Genomic DNA, 18,971 nt, shown 5'->3' on the forward strand with positions numbered 1-18,971 from the left:
AGAAGGTGTGCCTTGCTACTGACAGAGGTCGCCTCCCGATAAACACATTAGATTTAGGAGAACTCATGACAAGCACTGGCGCCTCAGCCATCCGATCAGGCGAAACCCGCACTGCTATCATAGTTGAAACCCTTGTGGTTTTTCTGGCAATGCTCGGCTTTACTTGGGCTGCCAAGTCAGCAGATCTGATTGGAGCGGGCTCTATCGCGCTCTGGGGCGGAATCATACTGGCGACTCTTCTCATGAAGAGGCGTGGAGCCAAATGGTCAGACTACGGCTTTTCTCTGCCCAAAGGAGCGAAACAATGGAGCATATCAATTGCCTTGACTGCTGCTGTGATTGTCACCGTGTTTGCCTCCATGTTCCTCGTGATAGAGCCGCTGACATCGTTCCTCGGACTTGAAGAGGCACCCACCGCCTCTGATCCCTTCAAGTTCTTCCTCGGAAAACCTTTGGTGTTTCTGGGCTTCATTGTCGTTGTGGTCTGGGGCGGCGCGGCGCTTGGCGAGGAGCTCTTTTTGCGGGGTTACCTGCTGAACCGTCTTGGAGATTTCTTTGGTCACAACCCATTGGGTTGGACAATGGCGCTCATCATACACGCCATCATATTTGGTTCCATGCATGTTTATCAGGGCTTTGCCGGTATGATTGGAACCGGGATTATTGGTTTCATCATTGGGCTTTACTATCTTGTGGGAGGGCGACGGCTCTTTCCGGTAATCATTGCCCATGGCGTCATTAATACAGTTGGACTGACCGCCTACTATTTCAGCGACGGCGCAATCACATAGTGAAGTTATGGTTGTTCTGGTAGAACGGCATGAGCTTTTCTGCCAGGGTCACAGCTCTTCATCAGGTATTTTGAGACTGTCAGGCAGACTTCTAGCATAACCAAACTACCAGCTTACTCTCAAACCTCCCCTATGGTGTGAATGTAGATGTAATCATAATTTCTTCTTGATTTTCAAGATACTGCTGAATCGAAGCGTGAAATGCGCTAGTTTCGTTAGCTTATTCTCGCGGACCTCAACCCTACCTCCATTTCTTGGCAGCCCGACAATTCATGTCCCCTTCCGGATCAGTTTCAGGAGAAATGACCAAATTGTCTTGTCCATTTATAATTGGGCCACGACATTGGTAGTTATATGGGAAAGAAAAGGTGTGATAGCGAGGAATCGACCTTCCGAAGACATAATTTGTCTGTTGCGCAAGATCACCTTCGGCGAAGGACGTTTGGCAATGGTTGGTGTTTGACGTGGCGACAAAGGCGCCCTCGCGCCCTCAATATCCTGCGACGTGCGGCGCCGGGCGACCTTCCGGACATTTTCGCTTATGCGAGCATACACAAGCACCTGATGGGCTCTTATTTCCGGCGCAGTTCTCACGGGATATTTATGAGCCCTTTCGCTCAGAGCATCTTCGCCTCTCCCCGCCGCAGGCCTCCTGTTTAAGAGAGGCCTTTGGCTTCCTTTGCGGGATGGCGTTTCATGTGCCGCCTGAACTCTAGAACCGCACGCGCGCCGTCGCCGCGATGGTGCGCGGATCGCCGGGCTGACTGAGGCGCATGCCGAGGCCAACCCTCTGTTCGTAGGTGAGATAATATTCGTCGGTGAGGTTCGTTCCTTCGATCCCGATTTCGAGATTAGGCAACGATGCGGGAATGAAACTCGCCCGGGCGCTGACCAACGCGTAGCCGTCCTGCAGCGATCCTGTATCGGCGATAGTAAGGAACTGATCGCTACGATAGCTGAGATCGCTGCGCAGCATGAACTGACCGACCCCCGTCTCCCAGGAATACTCAAAGCCAGGCGTCACCGACCATTTCGGAACGTGCGGCAGTTTGGTGTCGAGCGTGACGCCCACAACCCCGGCATCCAGATCGGTGAACTCATTATGGGTGTAGCCAACGGCGAGATTGAGCCGCAATCCTTCGGCGGGGCGGATGACGCCGTCGAACTCGAAGCCAAAAAGGCGCGCCGTGCCAGCGTTGTCGGTCAGATTGACAAAGCCACCGGTCGGTCCCGGCACAATAACGTTCAGCTGAATGTCGTCCCACTTGCTCAGGAAGGCGGCAAGGTTCGCCGTGACAAGCCCGTCCATCGCTTGCGTCTTCAGGCCTGCTTCGAAGGTGCGCAGCTTTTCCGGATCGTAGATCGGCGCCGCCATGGTCGCCGTCGGATTGCCGAAGCCCCCGCTTTTGAAGCCCGTCGCATAACTCGTATAGAGGAGGGTATCCGGCGAGACTTTCCAGTTAAGGCCGACCCGCGGCGTGAACGACGTCCATGAAGAACTCTGGGTTTGGCGCGGCGTCCGTACAACGGAATCAAGCTGTGGCAGGGTCACCTCAACGGTGAAGTCCTTCTTGTCGTGATTGACGCGCGCGCCAAGAACGAGGGTCAATGCATCAGAGATGCCGACGTCGAACTGCGTAAAAGCAGCATAGGACGTCGCCTTGTAGTCCTGATAGGTAAAGCTATCTCGCGCATCGCTCGCAAGGCCGGTGACTTCATAAACACCGTTCAGGAATTCGCTGAGCTTTTTGCTTTCGCCGATCTCGTTGAAATAATAGAGGCCGGCCACATAGTTGACGCGCCCGCCGGAGAACTCGCCTGACGCCTGCAGCTCCTGGCTGAATTGCTGGTCGGAGATGCGTTCGTCCGTCGAGGAAATGCGGTACGGGCTGTTGTCGCCGTCGACCTGCACCCGTGTGCTGAGATCGCGATAGCCGGTGATGGACTTTAGTGTGAACGCATCCGATGGCGAATAGGTCGCCGTCAAAGAACCGCCGGCGACGATGAAATCATCGCGCAGTGGGCTAGCCGCCCATGTCTTGTAGGTTCCGGGCAGCGCGAAGGCCGGGCCGTATACCGTGCCTGGCGCAAGACCATATTCCGCATTTTGAACCGGCGCGGCAATGTCGTTGAACCGGTCGGTGAAGCCGGAGCCGCCACTGTCGACCTTATATTGCGCGACAGAGCCGTGATTGTTCTGGCGGCTGTAATCGCCGCGCAGATCGAAAGTGAGATCGGGCGTCGCCTGGAGCAGAAACCCCGCACGCATGATGAACCGCTCCTCATCATTGAGCTGCTGTCCGTTATAGAGGCTCTCGCCAAAACCGTCGCTGCTGAAATACCCAACCGACCCCTTGAAGCCGAGACGGTCTTCGATCAGCGGCGTGTTGATCTGCGTCACCACATCGGCCCGCTTATAATTGCCGAGACGGCCGAGCATCATCCCTTCGGCCTCGCCGGAGGTTTTCGCTTCCGTTGTCACCACATTGATCGCGCCGCCAATGGTGTTGCGGCCGTAGAGCGTGCCTTGCGGACCGCGCAGGATCTCCACGCGTTCGATGTCGGCGATGCTGAGGAGACCACCCAGCGTGCGCGCCATATAAACGCCGTCCACATAAAGGCCGATGCCCGGATCGGTCGGATAGGCGTAGTCGCCCGTACCGACACCGCGAATCCAGCCTCCATAGGCTGCGCCGCCGGCGGTCGGGCGGTTGGTGTTGGTGAATTCGACGTTCGGGGCGAAATTCGAAATACCCTTAAGGTTCGTAACACCACGATCGTAAAGATTGTCGCCGCTGAGCGCGGAGATTGAAATGGGCACGTCCTGCAGGCTTTCTTCGCGGCGCTGCGCGGTCACGATGATCGTATCGCTTGCAGCATCGCCACCCTGCGCCGCCGCCGGGGCAGCGAGTCCACCAATAACGAGCGCGCTGACGGATAAAGAAGAAAGAAACGCCACGTTCGCTTTCATTGTTCTGTTAGTTTGCCGATAAATTTTCACTTGTTCCTCCCGGCTTGGTTCTCTTTTTTTTCAGCTTTCGAGCGGATTGATTTCCGTTCGATTTATAATTTCGTCCTGCACCTTCTTCGACAATTGCACGAAGAAGACGCTGCACCCGCCTATTCGGACGACCAGGTCGCGATGACTGGCAGGATCTTTCTGTGCGCGTCGCAAGGTGTCTTCATCGAAGGCGTTGAACTGAATGTGCTTGCCGCCTTCGGCGAAATAGTACCGGATGAGGTGTTCGATCCGGCGGCGCCCCTTCTCGTTTCTCAGGCCTTGAGGATTGACCCTGAGATCCAAGGCCATTGACTGCCAGGCGCCCTGATCAATTTTCAGGGCGCTCCTGAACGATGCTTCGGCGCCCTTCACGTCGCACTGGCGCATAGGCGATAGGGATTCGTCGGCGATGCTGTCATCAGCCATCCGTCCGTCCGGCGTGGCCCCGGTCTGCTGTCCCGCGGGCACGACGCACGTGCCGATGGTGAGCGCGCTCGGCTTCTGCCGACCGCCATAGCTCGTCGTCAGGCTGGAAATATGCTTCGCGCAGAAATCGTAAAGGTCCGCCGCAATCCAATCGACATAATCGTCGTCATTGCCGTATTTTGGCGCGGCGAGCGCCAGCCGGCGCGCTTCTTCACCGCCCTCCCCGCCCCAGTCCTCTTGCAAGTGCCGCAGCATGTCCTTGGCGGAGATTTTCTGTTCCTCGAAAACGAGCTTTTTGATCGCCGCCAACGAGTCCGCGACATTGATGAGTCCGATGGGATTCAACGCCGATCCGTTTTCGAACGGCATGGTGCGGCCGAGAATATTATTGTCTGCGCCGATGCCGCCCACGGAAAGCGCCGATTCCACAGGCTGCGGGAACACTTTGCCGTAGGAATCGATCGTGATGTTGTTGAACTCGCTCTGAAGACTCAGGAAATGAGCGAGCTGGCTTTTAACGGCGACATAGAAGCTGTCGAAATCCTCCGTCTCTTCGAGGTTCGGGGTTTTCGGTCCGACCTGTTCGCCGCTGCGCGGATCGACGCCGCCATATAACGCGAATTTCAGAACCAGCGTGGCGACGAACATCGGACTCGCCACCATGCGCGACTCACCGATGATGTTGACGCCGAGACAGCCGGCGACGGCGTAATTGCGCGCGGTTTCGATAGCGACGCCTTCGCGCGTCAGGAAGTCTATGCAGGATTTATCCGCCAGCATCGCCGGCAGGCCGACGCCGGTCGCGACCAGCGACAGCGCGCGCTCCATCAGATCGTGCGGTGTCTTCTCATGCACCCGCATGGTCAGGCTCGGATGCGGCGCCGGACAGGAATGGGCGGCTTCGAGGATGAGATGCGTAACGTCATTGGTGACGTCGTCCCCGTTCTCATTTTGCCCGCCAATAACGCAATTATGCCATTTCGACAGGCCGCCATATTTATCGCGATGGGTCTGCCCCGACGTGATGACGATGTGCGAGTCTTTGACGCGTAGCCACTGGAAGAACTCAAGCGCCTCTTCAGGCGTGATCTCTCCCGCTTCAAGATCGCGTTCGTAATACCCGCCAAGAAGCTGGTCGAGCCTCCCATAGGAAAGCACGCCAGACGGCAGGAGCACGGACCAGATGATCCAAAGCGACTGGAACGCTTCGACAAAATTGCGCGCCGGGTTCGCCGGCGCATGTCGACAAGCGCGCTCCAGTGCAAGGAGTTCCTTTTTACGCGCCGGATCGGAGGTTTGCGCCGACGCCTTGGCCGCTTCATCCGCAAGGCGGCCCGCGTAAGCGATGATCGCCTTCAGCGAAATGATGATCGACGTCAAAAGCTCCGCGCGATTGATAGCTTCGGCGCTATCAAGACGGTTGTCTTGCAACTTCTGCGCGGCTTCCTCAATAAGGCCGTTCAGCCCGCGCGTCAGAACGGAGTCATAATTAGGAATGTAGATGATCTGGCTGATCTCGTGATGCACGCCCCAGCCGCAGCCGATCATGCCGCCGGGGCCCCAGCCCTCTTCTTTCTTGCGGAAGGGCGGCAGCACCACGCCGAGCTGGGCGTAGGGCCAGATGCGCTCGTCATTGTAAAGCGACGTCATACGCGAGGTGAGCGACCGCGTCGCCCAGTATTCGTTCATCGCCTCTATCTGCGATACGTCGGCGTCGTCGACGATAAATCCGCCCTTGCGCAGCGCCAGGATTTCCTCCGTATCCCACGGAGCCCAGAGGCAGCTCAGCTCGACGCCGCCGGGCTTGCTCGAAAGATTGCCGGCGAGGAGATCGTCCAGTTCGATGAAGACGGGAATATTGGTGAGAACTGCCTCAAGCGCGCGCGCCACCCGAATGACCTGCGACTCGCCTTCCGTCTGGCGGAAAGATTCGGTAACGATTTTCGCTTTTTCGATGCAGACGCGGTATTCGCTGCTCCGCATCTTTTCGAGGCCCGAAAACTGACGCGTCATCCGTTCCGAACGTAGACGATTACCGGATTGACGCTCCACAGTTTGGGCGTTTGCACTCATTTCCTACCTCTTGACGCAACGGAATGGTTCTTCCGCTTTTAACTTTTCAAGCATGGTAGGCGGCTACAGCCTGTGCAGGAAATTCATGCTTCGCATTCAGTTTATTCTTACGGTGAATAGGCTAGAGCGCCGTAAGCATATCCTTGGTCGTGTCGACAATGATCTTGCGAAGCCACATATGCGCCGGGTCATAATGAACCCGCGGATGCCACGCCATGGATATCTCGCTGTCGGGAAACTCCATCGCCAGTTCGACGACCTTCACAAGCCCCTGATCGGCATAGGTCTTCGCGAGGCGCTCGGGGAAGATCGCGCACAAATTAGATTTCGCGATGATGTAAGGCACAATTGCGAAATGCGAAACGCGCGCGACGACCTTGCGCTTTAGCCCCTGCTTCGCCAGCAGGCTGTCGACGATGTTCGGATAGATAGGGCGGTCACTGTCGAGCGCCACATGCCGCAGATGCACAAACTCCTTCGGCGAAAGCTTTCCCTTTTTCTTCGCGAGCTGTTCATTGTCCGGGTCGCAGACAAGCACGATGCGCTCGTCGCATAATTTCCGCTTACGCCAGTTGGCCGGCAGCGTCTTGAGCCATCCCACCCGCGTGTCGAACCGTCCTTCGTCGAGGTCGGCGAGATCGGTCTGCCGGTTCGGAATAATGGAGATCGTCGTCTCCATCTCGGGCGCCAGTTCCGCAAGCCTGCGCAACACTTCCGGCAACAGCACCTGGCCGGCGTGGTCCGTGATGGCGATTTTGAGCGTTTGCTTGCTGGTAGAGGGATCGAACTCCAATGGGTCGAAAAGGTTCTGCACCGACGGCATCAGGTCTTCTAGCTTGTTACGCAAGGAGATGGCGCAAGGCGTCAGGACAAGCTGGTTGCCCTCACGGATCAGCAGAGGATCGTTAAATATCTCCCGCATTTTTCCGAGAGAATGACTGAGCGCAGGTTGAGAAAGACCAATCTCTCGCGCGACGCCACTGATACTTTTCTTTTCCAGGAGCATGTAAAGCGCCCAGAGCATACCAATATCGAGTTTCCGGATATGCACATCTTGGATAGCCGTCATAGTGATTAAACCATAGCGTCGATAAGCGGCGTTGTCTAAATTATCCTCAAAAAAAAGAAAGTTTTATTTAGGGAGCCGCGCGTCAGGATGGTTAATCAAGAGCGGGAATATCCACGCCCTGCCGTCAGTCAGCGCGCGCTCATTCTTCTTCTGCTTTATTTTTTGAACACGCTTCTGGTGCTGGACAAGATCATTCTGTCCGTACTGCTTGAGCCCATCAAAGCGGAATTCAGCCTGAACGATTCTCAACTCGGGCTACTGACGGGAGCCGCCTATGCGCTATGTCTCGGCATCGCCAGCATTCCTTTCGGCATTGCTGTAGACCGTACCAACCGCCGCAATCTTGCGTCCGCGTGCCTTGCGGTATGGTCGGGCATGACAGCGCTGTGCGCCATGGCGCCGAATTATCTTGTTTTCCTTCTCGCGCGGCTCGGCGTCGGGCTCGGCGAAGCCGGTGGCGGTCCAAGCTCTCTCTCGATCATCTCCGATCTTTATGAGCACAAACACCGCGCAACGGCGATGGCGATTTTCTCACTCGGCTCTCCCACGGCGGCGCTTATCAACCTGACGCTCAACACGCAGATTGCGCACTATTTCGGCTGGCGCGGCGCGCTTATCGCTGCAGCTATTCCAGGCCTCCTTCTCGCACTATCGATCCGGCTGTTCACCTCAGAGCCGGAGCGTCTTAATACGAGGACACAGGGCGTGGCGGAGGAAGCCCCGTCCCTGAAAGAAACGCTGACCTTTATCCTGAGCCAGCGCTCGCTGGTCTGGCTGCTTAGCGGCGCAGCGATTTCCTATATCGTTCTCGCCGGCGTCAGTTCCTGGAACTTCTCTTACATCGTGCGCAACTTCGACGTCACGCTACACGAAATCGGACCGTATTTCGGCGTGGCCATCAGCACTGCAGGCCTAATCGGCACCTATCTGACGGGGCGTGTCGCCGATTATCTCGGCCAGAAAAACGAGGCCTGGCGCTGCTGGGTGATGGCGCTGACGACCATCGGCGCGATTTCATTCGGCGCCATTGTCTTTACCACCTCTAGCCTGACGGCCGCCATTTTGTGTACGGCGGGACTTGCGACTTGCGCCACGCTATGGACTGCGCCGGGCTTCGCGCTGTCGCAGAGCCTCGTGCGGGCCCGCATGCGCGGCGTCACCGGCTCGATTATCTTTCTGATCGCCAATCTCGTCGGGTATGGTCTAGGGCCATTGCTCGTGGGCGTCTTCAGCGATCTCTATCATGCGACTCAAGGCAAAGACGGTCTGCAGTTCGCTATTCTCGCAGTCCTGTCGCTCGACGTCATCGCTGTCTTCTGCTTCTTCCGCGCCGCCGGACCGCTGACTGAGGATTTAAAAAAGACGCAGGCCGAATAGCCCACATGACCGGAATGGGCTGCGCTGAAAATCGGTCTGGCTTCCCGCAAGCGGACCGCGCAACATGTCAGCCTTGGACCTGAACATTGAGCTGAGACCTGACCGCGTACCGTAAACGCCCGGATTCAGTCGCTACGCTGCGCTCACATATAGCGCCCCATTTTCTCTGTCGGCCACAAAGAAAATCGAAAATCAAATTATCAATATCAGCTGTTTAAGTGGTGGGCGCGACTGGGATTGAACCAGTGACCCCTACGGTATGAACGTAGATGTACTTCTGGTTTTTATAATAGTTTCAAGATATTAGAATTTCTCAAATTTAGATGTGCTAGTTTTGTTAGCTCATTCTTGGAGGTTTGACTGAAGCCGTCTGGATAAAAAATACTCATATCGTAACTGACGGCATCATTAAGACACGGTCGCGCGCAGTCGCGAACCCGAACATGCTGAAAAAGCGCTGGCCAATATGGCGCGACATTTATCCGACCATCACCTCACGCCTCAGCAGGTCGAAGAAATGGCGAGCCGAGCAGGCGTCGAGAAAGTCGTCGTCACCCATTTCGTGACGGGAAGCACCGGCGCGGCGGGCGCCGATCCTTACGCAGCTGCGATCAAGTCCGTCTTCGACGGTCCGGTCGCTATCGCCAACGACCTGAACCATTTCTGAACAAGCCATAATAATGGCGGTTCAGGTTGGGCCGGTCTGAAAGATGTTTGAGCACCAATACAACACGGTCTGTGCGGATTTAGTGGTGCTTAGTGAGCGGGACGGACTATACTCTCCGTACACATTCATGCTCCGACTGCGAACGCTTTCGCTCCCATCAGCGTGGCGCCAAAGAGAAGCGCAACATAGGTGTGAGCGCCCAGTAAGCGATCACAGGAACCTACCTCACCACAACCAAGAGATTGTAGATCATCCAGTCGCAGCTTGTTCGCGCCTGCTGCGGACCTTTGACGTTTCCAAATCTGTACGCATTTTTATTTTCCGAGATGCTCGTCAAAAAATTTTACCATTACTTTGTAAGCATCGCGCGATTCAGGCGGATCGGGATTGTAATAGAAGCCATGAAACATGCCTTCCCACACATGCAGTTCCGCTTCGACGCCGAGCCTGACGAGGCGCGAATGCGTATACACGGCGGAGCTGAGCTCGAAACCGCGCGTCGCCGTGATGATCTGCGTCGGCGGAAACTTCGAAAGCACTTCATCGGAAGTCGTCGGCGCGACAAGCGGGTCGCGCGCATCGACTTCGGAAAGATACAGCATCCCGGAATATTCCGGCTCGCCTTCCTCCGGCTTCTCCGGCGCCGGAAACGGAGGCCGCGCTTCACCGATCGCAGCGGTCGTATAGTTCGCGTCGCCGCCGAACCCCATCACTGGCGGCGCAGACCCGGCGCAGTAAATACCGATCGCGCCAGGTGCGGGCAAATCATGCTTTTGAAACCAGGCTACAGCCATGCCGGTCAGCATGCCGCCCGCCGAGCATCCGTAAATGCCGATATTTTCCGGCGGATAGGTTTTGAGGAGCTCCCCGTAAACCGCCGCCACGTCCTCGCTCGCGGCGGGAAAACGGTGATCCGGCCCCTGCCTGTAATCGACGGACACGACGCGAATTTTTGCAAGGGACGCTATCGGCGCCGATTCCAATTCCGCGCAGGCCGGCCAGCAAGTTAAGAACGCTCCCCCATGCAGATTGATCATGACACGTCGCTCATTGCCGGACGCCACCCCCTCTTGGGGAACGTAGTCGTAGACATGCACGCCCGCGATGGAGGTGTCTTTCTTATCGACGGGAAACAGTTCTTTCTGACGGGCCATGTAACCGCGCAAAGAAGCCGGCACGCCGTTCACGACTTCCGCCAGCTCCGGCCGATGAATTGCGTATAAACGCTCCGCCAGATAGGCTTTGCCTTCCGGACTTAAGAACTCTGACACCGGCACAACCATCGCCGGGACATGCACAGTCCCGTCGCTCTCGACCACAACTTCAGAAGGCGCCTCTGTTGCATCCGCTGGCGCGCGCGCTTCTTCCTGACACGACGCGACAAGCGCGAAAGCGCCCAGTAAAACGCCGAGCGTCAGCGCCAACCGCGCTTTTTGGCCGATATCCGCAATACTGAGCATGAAGCTTCCCTCCTTTTAAGCCTGCACGCACCGACCATCCGTTATTTTGCATAGGTTTGCATTTTTGCTTTCCGGAACTCCATAAAGTCATAGTCGAATTTGCAGCTCCAGCAGAGACGGACCAGGACGGCTGAATATCTTTTCAAGTTCGGCGCGCGCCGCCGGTATGGTCTCTGCGGATGACGCGCTGACGCCGAAGCCCTGCGCAAGCGCCTTGAAGTCTACGCCAGGCAGGTCCGCGCCGACGGCCGGTGCCTGCATCATCGCTGAAATATGCTTCAGTGCTTCGTAACTTTGATTATTCAAAATTATAAAAACGATATCGAGATTGCGCTGCGCGGCGGTCCATAGCGCCTGAATAGTATAAAGCGAAGACCCGTCGCCGACGAGCGCAATAGCCTTCCGCGATGGGTCTGCCAGTGAGCCGCCGACGGCCGCGGAAATCGCAAAACCCAGCCCGCCTGACGCTGTTGCGTAAAATGAAGACGGGTGCTCCATCCGCAAGCGCTGTTGAATGACCGATCGGGCGCTGGGGGCTTCCTCAAATATCCGCGCGCTATCCGGGCGCAAGCGCGCGATCATATCGATGGCTGCAGGAACCGTCAGGCCCGCATTATCGTCCCAGGCAAGAACCGGCGCCTCGCGAAGAGCCGCTTCCACAGGTGGCCGCTGAACCGCCACCTCGTTCAACGCGAGTAACGCTTGGCGGACATTACCTACAATGCTGACGCCGCGAGGCGTATAGGATGCGGTATTCATGTCGTCTGTAAACTGAACAATATTCCTTACGACGTTTCCTGCAGATGGAGCATGGAAATGATACTGAAAAACCGGGGCACCAAAAACCAGGACGAGATCGTGCTTCGATAGTCGAGCAGCGATCTCGTCCTCGCGGGCGGGAAGGAAACCCGCAAACTGTGTATGCGTTTCCGGAAAACATATGCGACTGGCCATCGGACTGGTCCAGACGGGACAGGCGAGCTTTTCCGCTAGGTCTGTTAACGCCTCAAGACCATCTGCGCGATCAACTTCCGGACCGCTGACAATGACAGGCGAACGGGCATTTGATATGAGCTGCGCGGCCCGAACCATCGCCTCTTTCTGCGGCGCAGGCGCGGCGAAAGTGGAGAGAAGCTCTATTGGGTCCGCCGGCTCCTCCCAATCGTCAACCGGGACTGAAATGAAAACCGGCCCTCGCGGCTCCGACATGGCAATGGCGCAGGCGCGCGCAAAAGCGCGCGGAACATCCTTCGCGCGCGCTGGCTCGCATGCCCATTTTACATAGGGCTTTACATGCAAAACCGGATCCGTCGCGCCAAGAAATGGTTCAAATGGCAAAATGCTGCGCGCCTGTTGTCCCGCAACAACGATCAGCGGCGTATTGTTTTTATACGCCGTCACCAGCGATCCCATCGCATGGCCAAGGCCGGCAGCGGAATGAAGATTCACAATGGCAGGCTTGTTCGCGACCTGCGCATAACCGTCGGCCATTGAAAGCGCCGCGGATTCCTGAAGCCCGAGAACATAATCAAAATCGGCGGGCCAGTTCTTGAAGTATGGCAACTCAGTCGAGCCGGGATTGCCGAACACTGTCGTCAGCCCCCTCTCGCGCATGAAAGCGTGCACAACGTCTCTTACAGTTGGCATGAACGGTTAGCTTTCCTATTCACAACAGGGCCGGGCAACATCCCATTTCGTTAAGACGCCTTCTTGCCAAAGTTTGCGCGGCCAATATGTCAAACGACTTTGTAGTAGCGAAAGAGTGAACGATCAGGGTCTGATAAACGTTCTCCGCCACCCACGATACATGTGCGCATCAACCACTCATGCGGCCCTTCGGGAACGCGAAAATACGGCGTTAGTCGGAAATACGAAGGCTGTGGCTGTTGTTGCGGGCCGATGCTCGCTTCCGGTTTTTTCGCCGGCACGAGATACCCTTTATTCATGATGTAAATCGGCGTTCCGTCATCCGCTTTCAAAAGATAATGCGCATTGAGCTCGACGACGCCATCGGGACGCACCAATGCATAATCGGCTCCTGAATTCGGTACCACCGTCCCGTTCAGGAGCGGGCCGGAAATCTCGCCGCCGATGGGCGGCGTATAGCCTTGCGCTGCGCCGCCCGGCGATGGCGGAAAGATCATCCGGTCGGCGCCGAAATATACGGTGATGTCGAACGCATGCTCCAGCGTAACATCTGCGGGGCCTTTGCTCATCCGTCCGCCCTTTCAGGAATGACCGGAACCAGAAGATGGGAGTCGTACTCCCCGCCTCCATAGATCACATGGTCGCCTTCATTCTTTAAATTTTCATGCCGGGCAAACGGAAGGTTCGGCAGGCTGTCCTTGTAAATATCGCTGCCCTGAACAACGATGCGCAACGTCTCCCCGGGCATAAACACAGTCGAAGATGGCCAGATCTCTATCTCTACCGGCGTCGGCTCACCGCGAACAAGCGGCTCTTCGCGATCGTGCCTGTGAAACGGCTGCTCCGGCGTCGAGCGCTTCTCATCCAGCGCCCTATGGCTCGCCCGCAGCCAGCCAAGAGCCGCCGGCCCTGTATCGTAGAAAGCGTAGAACATGTACCCGACATGGCTTTTCGCTGCATCGAGCTTTTGCACGGCGACGAAAATATCCATGTCGTCGGCGCCGTCGGCCTCAACCCACAATTTCAGCTTCATGTGGCCGGTGATTTCAGTTTTCTTGTCGAAAACAATATCGAAGCCCGCACGACCTTCCTTGGAGTCATAGCGCGATGAGGACGCTGCGGGCTGCTTTATCTGTAGCGCCTGCTTCGCAGGATCGAGCCAGAGCTTGCGATAGGATGCGCGCGCGAGCGGCCATTCGTTTTCCGCGCGCTCTGCATAGTCATGCGCGTTGTTACGTATCTCGAGTCGCACTTTAGGCCAGGCCGGTACCAGCGTGCTTTTCGCTTTCAAGAAATGATCGAAAAACGCCTGGCGCTTCTGCCGGTTTTCGGGCGCGTAATAATGCGCCCATTTCTTGCGGCCATGGACCTCAAGCCATTTCTCAGCAGAGCCGATGCGTTTATAAGCTTCAAGCGTGCCGCGCGAATGCAGCCCATGGTCGGACCAGCTGGCTACGACAAAGGCAGGCGCAGAGATGTTTTCCAGTTCGATGTCTTTTGACTGCCAGAATTCATCCATCAACGGATGGGCCTGCACATTGGCCCAAGTGTCTTCCGTGCGACCCGTAGAAAATCGGATATTGTCGGACGCCCGAGGAAGAAACCCTGTCTCAGGAATGCCGCCATGATAGGCGAATTCGCGATACCAGTCCGAAAACGCCTCCCACGGATTAATCGCGGCGAGCGCCGGCGGACACAAAGCGGCTACGTAATACTGGATGGCGGCCAGATAGGAAACGCCGGTCATCCCAACTTTGCCGTTCGACCACGGCTGGCTGGCTAGCCATTCGATCGTTTCCGCGCAGTCCCGGCTTTCCTGATCGCCATTGTGATGGAAGTCGCCTTCGCTCAACCAGGCGCCGCGCGGGTCGACAGCCGCGACCGCATAACCGCGCGAACACCAGAAGACCGGGTCCGGCGCCTCAAAGGGCGTCAGCGGCGACAACCATTCCGGATTTACGCCGGACGGCGGCCAGAAGACATGATCAGTGCGTCCGTGCTTTCCATATGGACCCCAGGCAAGCAGCGCCGGCAAATCAGTTGCTGTCCGGTTCGGCCGGTGAATATCTGCATAGATGTGCACGCCGTCGCTCAGGCGGATAACCGCATTTCGCTCGGTCAAAATCCCATGCTCTTCAAAGCATCGATAATCGGCGGGGGGCAAGGGCGGTTTGTTGGGCGCCGTCGTCGGATCGACGCCGGGCCGCATCACCAGGGGTGGAGAACCTTCTTTGGCCATTGCTAAAGCATCACGAAGTAATGAATGCGATTAGCGTTCGGGATCTTCTCCGCCACGCCGACAAAGACATGTTTTCCGAGCCACTCATGTGGCCCTTCTGGCGGCTCGAAGCGCGGCGTGACGCGCATATAATAGTCTGAAGGATCGACATCTTGATTGCTTGACATAAGCTCGGCGATTTCCGGCGTGCGCGCCCAGCGATAGCCGCGATTTTGCATATAGATGACAGCACCGTCATCGGCTTCGAGCATGTAGCGCGCGTCAAAGTCGATAACGCCGTTGGGGCGTTGCAACGGGAAATCGCCGCCAGACATCGGTATCACTTTCCCGTTGAGTCTTGGTCCGCTGACCTCGCCGCGGGCCGCATAAATTGCGGCCCGCGTCGCGCCAATTGAGGTCGGCGTTACCCATTGCAGCCCCGCTAGATCAATCGAGATTGTAAAGGCGTACTCGAACTTAGGAAAAAATTGATCCGACGGAGGACTGTAATGCATAACGACTTTCGATCACTCACGTTTTCCAGTTTGGGGCGGAAGGATATCTTTCCTTAGAAAGAAACCCTCGCCCCGACTTTAAACACGCGGCCGATCACATCGTAAAGAGCCGGGTTCGTCACGCCGAAACTGGAGGGCAGGTTGTTCGGGGGATCTTTGTCCAGAACATTGTTGATGGCCCCGTACAATCTAACCGTCGAATTCCCGCCGACCGTTACATCGTAATAAGCGTTCAGGTCCAGATAGGCGAAAGCCGGAACAGAGTTATCGCTGATGCTGTTCGAAAGCGTCGGATCGTAGCCATCCTGACTTGGTCCAATCTTGGTCACGTCATAAAGACCAGAGGAGATGAACCGCACCTTGGTTCCAACGCCGAAGACGTCATTTGACCATCTAAGGCTTGTCGTAGCCTGAAACTCCGGCAGACCGGATTGCTGGGAGACAGGATACCCGACCTGCCCGGCATAATCGACCGCGCCGTTCGAATCGACCGTGATCAGATCGAATAGATAGGTGCCATACGCGTTAACCGCCACTTCGCCGCCGAACGCCGGTGCGGAGTAACCAATCTCCAGGTCGATGCCGCGCGTTTTAATGCTGTTCAGATTGAGCCCCACCGAACTCACAGATTGGAGCGCGCCGCCAGATGTGCGCGTGATCAAATCGCAGAAATCGTCCGCACCGCCGAAACAGCGGTCGACAATGACCTGCGCGCCAACGCTGGCGATGGCGCCGTCGACGTCAATGTCGAAATAATCCGCCGAGAACCGAACGGCGCCGACGCTAATGACTGCGCCCGCCGTAAAGGTTTTGGCGTTTTCTGGATCAAGGCCGGCGTTGCCGCCGCCATAAATCTGCGTCAGAGAAGAAACGCCGCCATTCTCCGGGTCGGTGAGGAAGCTGAAACTAGCGGTTGTCGGATTGTAGAGCTCGAAGAAGTTGGGCGCCCGAATGTCTCTTGAGCGCGTAACGCGAAGGGTCAGAAAATCGGTCGGCTGCCAGACTCCGCCGGCTTTCCAGCTCGTCACAGTGCCGCTCGTAGAATAGTCGGTGAGGCGAATCGCGCCGTTCAAATCCAGTTGCCCGATTGCGCTGTCCGAAGCGGCCAGTGGAATGCCAGCCTCAAAGAAGCCCTCTTTGACTTTTACAGCAGGGCCAGAAATCGGTGCCGCATTGTTGGTGTAAAAACGCAAATCCGTTGAAATTGGGTCCGACTCGCCAGTGACATCCTCCACCCGATACTCAAAACCGGTCGCGACAGAAACCGGGCCGGCCCAAAGTTCGAACAGATCTCCCTTCAATGTCAGGGCGGCGACATGCTGGGTGAGCTTGTTCTTCTGTCTTGCAGTGCCGAAGGAATACCCGACATTGGCGGGATCGAAATTATATTCGCCGAGGATATTCAAGGGCAGACATCCGTCGACCAATGGATTTGTCGGATCGGTAAGCGTTGAGCGGCAGACAATGTTGCCATTAGGCGTGCCAGTGTTGAATTCGCCCTCATCCACCGCATCTGCAGCGCGCTTAAAATTTTCGGTTATGAGCGTATTATAACCATATTGCTCATAATTCGTTTTGCCGAACTGATAGTAGCCGTCCAATGACCACGAGCCGCCAAGCCCTGCCTCAAAACCTGTGACGGTCCGGAAAGTGTTCCGATCCACAGTCCCATAAGAAGGACCAAAATCATTGGTGATGCGTCCGAGAGAAAACGACGTAACGCTAGCAGCATCCATAGCGTCAGCAAGTTCGTCGGAAAGATAGGGATTATCCCGATTGATCGTCGGCGCCGTGCCGAAGAACAACCGGCCTTGCGCGGACGTGGAATACGCACTGACATCCGCGTACGAAGCTTCTGTGAACACCTTGACGGCGTCGGTCAGTTCATACTCGGCGCGCGCCATCGTCGAATAACGCTCTACCGGAGCGTAGAGTGGGAAAAATTGGTAGAAAGCGTGTTCGGGATCTGCACTGCCGCCGGACTGAAAGATCGGGGCGCCGTAATACGTGCCGTAGTCATGCTGAAAGATTGAGCCGTCAGACGCGATTTCCGTTCCCGCGAGCGGACCGGCGGCGATAAGGCCGCCCCAACTCGCAACCGAAGGCCGCACATCCGGTAAAATCACTTGACGAGCGAGCCCGTTAATTTGCGGAATCGGGTTCGAAACGGGCCCGAAGCCATCGACGCCGCACCAGTCGCGCTCATAGCAATCGCCAATCCCTTTATTGTCGACATACTCACCGCCAATCAGGAAACTCCCCCTGCCGTTGGCAAATTCACTCCCAAAAGCCGCTGACAGGAGAACCTCCTCGGCATCTCCTTCGTCGCTCATGCCGTATTGAACCTTGATATCGAATCCGTCGAGATCGTCTCGCAAGAGGACGTTGACAACGCCCGCAACCGCGTCGGAGCCGTACGCCGCTGACGCGCCGCCTGTCACAACCTCGACCCGACTCACAAGCGAAGTCGGAATGGTGTTGAAATCTACACCACCGGCGGTCTTGCCCAGGCTACCTCGGGCCGTACTGGCCACGACACGGCGCCCGTCAATCAAGACGAGCGTACGCGAACCGCCAAGGCCGCGGAGGTCGAGCGTCTGTGCGCCAACCTCTCCAAGGAAAACGCCGGTCGCTGCAGGCGTCCCCTGCGCGCGGAAGGCGGGAAGATCATTTAGCGCGTCTGCGACGTTGCTGACCGCCGACTTCTGAAGCGAATCAGCGTCGATGACCGTTGTCGGCGTCGGCGCAGTGAAACCGCTTTTCGAAAGACGGGTGCCGGTGACGACGATTTTGTCGTCGCTCGCTGCAGCGTCATCCTCGGTTTGCGCATATGCGGCGGAAAAGAGCACAGACGCCGCTATCACGACCGGGCTCGCGGTCATGGTCAAAATCTTGGCAAAGTTCGACTTTCTCAATTTCATGTTATCCTCCCTAGGCGCAAACATTTTCTTTTTTTCTAGTTTGCAGGATGTTGATATCTCAACATCATTGAACGTGGCAAGAGGCGCAAGCTCTTTTCTATGTTTTTTTGGCAAAAACCGATAATGATTGAGCTTCTTTTGCAACACGGACACCCGCGAAACGTGAAACACTGATAATGATGCAGCGCAAGAAAGATCAAAACGATCAAAATGAAGACGAGCTGGAAGTCTGGAATCTATTCGGACCCACTCACACTCCTTACCGCGTCCTTTTCCTCGGTAAAATGCTGGACCGGTTAACCACGTCTCAGGTCAAATCGCTCGCGGATCTGACCCTGGCCGAATGGCGCGTGCTGGCGCATCTGGGCGTCATGGGCAAAAAGAGCGCCAGCGATATTTGCTCGGCAGCCATGATGGACCGAGCAGAAGTCAGCCGGTCCGTGTCGCGGCTCGCGGAACGGGGGCTTTTGAAACGCTCGCCAAATCCGCGCAACAAAAAGAGCCAGCTGCTTTCCCTTACCGCCAAAGGTACAAAAGTTTACGTTGATGTTCAAAAACACCGACTCGGTTTTTTCGGGTATGTGACGCAAGACTTGAGCAAAAAGGAATTGGCTCAGCTCGATGAATTTCTTTTGCGCATTGCAAAGCGAACCACCCGCCTTGAACATACGCAGGCGAGACTCGACGACTTTATCAAATAAATATTGCGCCTTCTCATTACGGCAGACACTTCCGCGCCTTCCTTTGGTAATGATTTTCTATGAGTCGCTAATCTATCCGCCTGGCCCGAACTGGTCTCACCGCAT

13 protein-coding genes are annotated in these 18,971 nt (G+C 56.4%); 4 read left to right on the top strand and 9 right to left on the bottom strand.

All coding sequences use genetic code 11. The annotated features are described in order from the left end of the window. Positions 1-65: 65 nt before the first annotated feature. On the top strand, positions 66-791 hold the full coding sequence (locus tag ACFOOP_RS01885) for a CPBP family intramembrane glutamic endopeptidase (RefSeq protein WP_379879153.1): 726 nt from the start codon (positions 66-68) through the stop codon (positions 789-791). A 712-nt stretch (positions 792-1,503) separates the two neighbouring features. Here the strand turns inward: ACFOOP_RS01885 and ACFOOP_RS01890 are convergent. The 3 genes from ACFOOP_RS01890 to ACFOOP_RS01900 form a co-directional block, all read right to left on the bottom strand. Beyond that, on the bottom strand, positions 1,504-3,750 hold the full coding sequence (locus ACFOOP_RS01890) for a TonB-dependent receptor (RefSeq protein WP_379879154.1): 2,247 nt from the start codon (positions 3,748-3,750) through the stop codon (positions 1,504-1,506). 72 nt (positions 3,751-3,822) lie between these two features. Beyond that, positions 3,823-6,291, bottom strand: coding sequence for a pyruvate formate lyase family protein (locus ACFOOP_RS01895; RefSeq protein WP_379879156.1), 2,469 nt, complete (start codon positions 6,289-6,291; stop codon positions 3,823-3,825). Between the two features lie 121 nt (positions 6,292-6,412). Further along, the gene (locus ACFOOP_RS01900; RefSeq protein ID WP_379879158.1) at positions 6,413-7,360 is read right to left on the bottom strand and encodes a LysR family transcriptional regulator; all 948 of its coding nucleotides are present in this window, start codon (positions 7,358-7,360) and stop codon (positions 6,413-6,415) included. Positions 7,361-7,447: 87 nt separating this feature from the next. On the opposite strand from ACFOOP_RS01900, the gene ACFOOP_RS01905 reads away from it, so the two are divergent. Both ACFOOP_RS01905 and ACFOOP_RS01910 read left to right on the top strand, forming a co-directional pair. After that, the gene (locus ACFOOP_RS01905) at positions 7,448-8,737 is read left to right on the top strand and encodes a spinster family MFS transporter (protein ID WP_379879160.1); all 1,290 of its coding nucleotides are present in this window, start codon (positions 7,448-7,450) and stop codon (positions 8,735-8,737) included. Between the two features lie 466 nt (positions 8,738-9,203). After that, complete coding sequence (locus ACFOOP_RS01910; protein ID WP_379879162.1) at positions 9,204-9,404, top strand: hypothetical protein; 201 nt, start codon at positions 9,204-9,206, stop codon at positions 9,402-9,404. Between the two features lie 314 nt (positions 9,405-9,718). Here the strand turns inward: ACFOOP_RS01910 and ACFOOP_RS01915 are convergent, their stop codons facing one another. The 6 genes from ACFOOP_RS01915 to ACFOOP_RS01940 all read right to left on the bottom strand — a co-directional run bounded on the left by ACFOOP_RS01915 (position 9,719) and on the right by ACFOOP_RS01940 (position 18,165). After that, entirely contained in the window at positions 9,719-10,864 is a 1,146-nt protein-coding gene (locus tag ACFOOP_RS01915) for an alpha/beta hydrolase fold domain-containing protein (protein ID WP_379879164.1), read from the bottom strand. A gap of 87 nt (positions 10,865-10,951) precedes the next feature. Beyond that, entirely contained in the window at positions 10,952-12,511 is a 1,560-nt protein-coding gene (mdlC, locus tag ACFOOP_RS01920) for a benzoylformate decarboxylase (RefSeq protein WP_379879166.1), read from the bottom strand. Positions 12,512-12,600: 89 nt separating this feature from the next. Beyond that, a complete protein-coding gene (locus tag ACFOOP_RS01925) occupies positions 12,601-13,080 on the bottom strand; it encodes a DUF3237 domain-containing protein (RefSeq protein WP_379879168.1) in 480 nt (159 codons plus the stop codon). Continuing rightward, positions 13,077-14,750, bottom strand: coding sequence for a CocE/NonD family hydrolase (locus ACFOOP_RS01930; protein WP_379879170.1), 1,674 nt, complete (start codon positions 14,748-14,750; stop codon positions 13,077-13,079). Before ACFOOP_RS01930 ends, ACFOOP_RS01925 begins: the two co-directional genes overlap by 4 nt. Before the next feature lie 2 nt (positions 14,751-14,752). Beyond that, positions 14,753-15,244 (bottom strand): DUF3237 family protein, encoded by a 492-nt coding sequence (locus ACFOOP_RS01935; RefSeq protein ID WP_379879172.1) that lies wholly within the window; start codon positions 15,242-15,244, stop codon positions 14,753-14,755. A 53-nt stretch (positions 15,245-15,297) separates the two neighbouring features. Beyond that, positions 15,298-18,165: a TonB-dependent receptor plug domain-containing protein gene (locus ACFOOP_RS01940; RefSeq protein WP_379879174.1), complete on the bottom strand. Its 2,868-nt coding sequence runs from the start codon at positions 18,163-18,165 to the stop codon at positions 15,298-15,300. Positions 18,166-18,341: 176 nt separating this feature from the next. Between ACFOOP_RS01940 and ACFOOP_RS01945 the strand changes: the two genes are divergently transcribed. Continuing rightward, positions 18,342-18,866 (top strand): MarR family winged helix-turn-helix transcriptional regulator, encoded by a 525-nt coding sequence (locus ACFOOP_RS01945; RefSeq protein WP_379879175.1) that lies wholly within the window; start codon positions 18,342-18,344, stop codon positions 18,864-18,866. The last annotated feature ends 105 nt before the right edge of the window (positions 18,867-18,971 follow it).

The sequence above is a fragment of the Hyphococcus aureus genome (assembly GCF_042643165.1).
Classification (GTDB): Bacteria; Pseudomonadota; Alphaproteobacteria; order Caulobacterales; family Parvularculaceae; genus Hyphococcus; species Hyphococcus aureus.

What these genes read in the sequence shown, in the direction of transcription:
- ACFOOP_RS01885 (WP_379879153.1), top strand. Translation starts at nt 66, where the DNA reads ATGACAAGCACTGGCGCCTCAGCCATCCGATCAGGCGAAACCCGCACT.
- ACFOOP_RS01895 (WP_379879156.1), bottom strand. Translation starts at nt 6,291, where the DNA reads ATGAGTGCAAACGCCCAAACTGTGGAGCGTCAATCCGGTAATCGTCTA.
- ACFOOP_RS01900 (WP_379879158.1), bottom strand. Translation starts at nt 7,360, where the DNA reads ATGACGGCTATCCAAGATGTGCATATCCGGAAACTCGATATTGGTATG.
- ACFOOP_RS01905 (WP_379879160.1), top strand. Translation starts at nt 7,448, where the DNA reads ATGGTTAATCAAGAGCGGGAATATCCACGCCCTGCCGTCAGTCAGCGC.
- ACFOOP_RS01910 (WP_379879162.1), top strand. Translation starts at nt 9,204, where the DNA reads ATGGCGCGACATTTATCCGACCATCACCTCACGCCTCAGCAGGTCGAA.
- ACFOOP_RS01915 (WP_379879164.1), bottom strand. Translation starts at nt 10,864, where the DNA reads ATGCTCAGTATTGCGGATATCGGCCAAAAAGCGCGGTTGGCGCTGACG.
- mdlC (WP_379879166.1), bottom strand. Translation starts at nt 12,511, where the DNA reads ATGCCAACTGTAAGAGACGTTGTGCACGCTTTCATGCGCGAGAGGGGG.
- ACFOOP_RS01925 (WP_379879168.1), bottom strand. Translation starts at nt 13,080, where the DNA reads ATGAGCAAAGGCCCCGCAGATGTTACGCTGGAGCATGCGTTCGACATC.
- ACFOOP_RS01930 (WP_379879170.1), bottom strand. Translation starts at nt 14,750, where the DNA reads ATGGCCAAAGAAGGTTCTCCACCCCTGGTGATGCGGCCCGGCGTCGAT.
- ACFOOP_RS01935 (WP_379879172.1), bottom strand. Translation starts at nt 15,244, where the DNA reads ATGCATTACAGTCCTCCGTCGGATCAATTTTTTCCTAAGTTCGAGTAC.
- ACFOOP_RS01940 (WP_379879174.1), bottom strand. Translation starts at nt 18,165, where the DNA reads ATGAAATTGAGAAAGTCGAACTTTGCCAAGATTTTGACCATGACCGCG.
- ACFOOP_RS01945 (WP_379879175.1), top strand. Translation starts at nt 18,342, where the DNA reads ATGATGCAGCGCAAGAAAGATCAAAACGATCAAAATGAAGACGAGCTG.